We start from the raw sequence: 2,731 nt of genomic DNA on the forward strand, positions 1-2,731 counted from the left end.
CGGACCGAACGACCTCGCCGTCGTCTTCGACTCCGCGGACGAGCTCGACGGCCTGACGGACGGTGAGTTGTCGGCCGCCGCGCAGAATGCCGCGGACCGCGGACTCGAGGGGCGCTACGTCGTGACGCTCACGCTCTTCACCGGGCATCCGTACCTGTCGAGCCTCACGCGCCGCGAGAGCCGCCGACGTCTGCTCGCGGCCTCGCGATCGCGTGGCTCGCGCGGCAACGCGAACGACAATCGCGACGTGCTGCGTCAGATCGTGCGCCTGCGTGCGCAGCGGGCTGCGCTCCTCGGATACGAGAACCACGCCGCCTATGTGACCAGCGACGAGACGGCCGGCTCTCCCGAGGCCGTCCGTGCGCTGTTGCGGCAGCTCGCTGCACCGGCGGCGGCCAACGCGCGTGCGGAGCAGGCGGCGCTGCAGGCGATGGTGGACGCTGAGCCCGAGTCGTTTCCGCTCGAAGCGCACGACTGGGCGTTCTATACCGAGCGTGTGCGCGAAGCGGAGTATGCCGTGGATCGCACGGCACTGCGGCCCTGGTTCGAGGCGGAGCGGGTGCTCGTCGACGGGGTCTTCTTCGCCGCGACCTCGCTGTACGGCATCACGTTCACCGAACGTCCCGATCTTCCCGCCTACCACCCCGACGTGCGCGTCTTCGAAGTGCACAACGCCGACGGATCCGCGCTCGGCCTGTTCCTCTTCGACCTCTACACGCGCGACACCAAGCGCGGCGGGGCATGGATGAACTCCATCGTGACGCAGTCGCACCTGCGCGGTACGCGTTCGATCGTCGTGAACAACCTCAACGTGCCCAAGCCGGCGGCCGGCAAGCCGACGCTCCTGACGCTCGACGAGGTCACGACGATGTTCCACGAGTTCGGGCACGCGCTGCACGGTCTGTTCGCGACGGTGACCTTCCCGCACTTCGCCGGCACCGCGGTCTTCCGCGACTTCGTGGAGTTCCCGAGTCAGGTGAACGAGATGTGGATCCTCTGGCCGGAGGTGCTCTCCTCGTATGCTCGGCACATCGACACCGGCGAGCCGTTGCCCGCCGACGTCGTCGCCCGCCTGCACGCCTCCGAAGCCTTCAACCAGGGGTTCGCCACGAGTGAGTACCTGGCCGCGGCGTGGCTCGACCAGGCATGGCACGGCGTGAACGTCGAGGAGGCCGGTGCGGTGACGGACGTCGCCGCGTTCGAGGCAGCGGCGCTGGCGGACATCGGTCTGCACAATCCGGTCGTGCCGACGCGGTACTCGTCCACCTACTTCGCTCACGTGTTCTCGGGCGGCTACAGCGCGGGCTACTACTCGTACATCTGGAGCGAAGTGCTCGACGCCGACACGGTCGAGTGGTTCGCGGAGAACGGGGGCCTGACCCGCGCCGGTGGCGATCGCTTCCGCGACCGCGTGCTCGGAGTGGGCGGCTCGAAGGACCCGTTGGAGGCGTACCGTGACTTCCGCGGGCGGGATGCCGACATCGCGCCTCTGCTGGTGCGGCGAGGACTCGGAAGCTGACGAGCGGGCGGGAGGCGGTGTGCGATGGCGCCACCTCCCGCTGCCTCGCTCAGGGTGTCGCCGAGGGAATCGGAAGGGGCGTCGCTGACGGCGAGGGGGCCGCGGACGCGGGGAGGGTCGGCGTCGAGGACGGAATCGAGGCGGGGCATTCGATCGGCCGATAGGACGAGCGACCCTGCCGCACGTGGAATCGGAAGCACTCCGTGGCGCTTCCTGCGGCGACACCGGGCTGGAAGAGTTCGCGGGACGGTTGCGGTTGGACGCTCACGCGCAGGCGGACGTCGATGCGTGCCCCGTCGGGATCGGACGTCGACCCGCGCCACGAATACGCGTGGACGTCTGCTCCCCCGACCGTCCCGATGAACTCGGCGGCGGCGAGCGTCTGTGCATCCACACCCGGGCCCGGCTGGTTCACCCGCCGTTGCAGCTCGCGTGCCGCCATGTCGACGCGCGCATGCGCGATCGATTCTCCGTCGCGCGGGCCGAAGGCGTGCATGAAGGTGACGGCTCCGACACCGACGAGGATGAGGGTGGCCATCACGATCGCGACGGTGACGCGGAGCACGCGAACGGCCTTGGAGGGCTGCTCGGGTGACGTGTTCGGCGCTGACACCGCGTCAGGCGCTCTTGCGCTTGTGCTCCAGCACGAGGGTCGGCGAAGCTCCTTCAGTCACGGCTGCGCGGGTCACGATGACCTTGGCGACGTCGTCGGTGGAGGGGATGTCGAACATGATGGGACCGAGGACGTCCTCGAGGATGGCGCGGAGGCCGCGCGCGCCGGTCTTGCGCGCCACGGCGAGGTCGGCGATCGCGCGAAGCGCATCGTCCTCGAACTCCAGCTCTGCACCGTCGAGTTCGAACATGCGCTGATACTGCTTCACGAACGCGTTCTTCGGCCCGGTGAGGATCTCGATGAGCGCGGCCTGGTCGAGCGGCGCCACGGAGGTCACGACGGGCAGTCGACCGATGAACTCGGGGATCAGGCCGAACTTGTGAAGGTCTTCGGGCTGCACCTCGCCGAAGAGGTTCAGATCTTCCGACTTTCGGTGCAGGGGTGCCCCGAACCCGATGCCGTGCTTGCCGACACGCGCCGAGATGATGTCCTCGAGACCGGCGAAGGCCCCCGCGACGATGAACAGGACGTTGGTGGTGTCGATCTGGATGAACTCCTGGTGCGGGTGCTTACGACCGCCTTGCGGAGGCACGGACGCG

At 68.7% G+C, this 2,731-nt stretch carries 3 protein-coding genes; 1 reads left to right on the plus strand and 2 read right to left on the minus strand.

Annotation, left to right across the window (positions count from 1 at the left end; translation table 11 throughout):
- On the plus strand, nt 1–1,519 hold a 1,519-nt coding region (locus I5I_RS01155), incomplete at its 5' end, for a M3 family metallopeptidase (protein WP_036315389.1).
- Between the two features lie 49 nt (nt 1,520–1,568).
- Here I5I_RS01155 and I5I_RS01160 read toward each other — a convergent pair.
- Nucleotides 1,569–2,132 carry a hypothetical protein gene (locus I5I_RS01160; RefSeq protein ID WP_239498587.1) on the minus strand — a complete coding sequence of 188 codons (564 nt, stop codon included), beginning with the start codon at nt 2,130–2,132 and terminating at the stop codon, nt 1,569–1,571.
- 4 nt (nt 2,133–2,136) lie between these two features.
- On the minus strand, nt 2,137–2,731 hold a 595-nt coding region (locus I5I_RS01165; RefSeq protein ID WP_036315399.1), incomplete at its 5' end, for an AAA family ATPase.

The organism is Microbacterium sp. B24, assembly GCF_000333415.1.
In the GTDB taxonomy this organism is placed as follows: Bacteria; Actinomycetota; Actinomycetes; order Actinomycetales; family Microbacteriaceae; genus Microbacterium.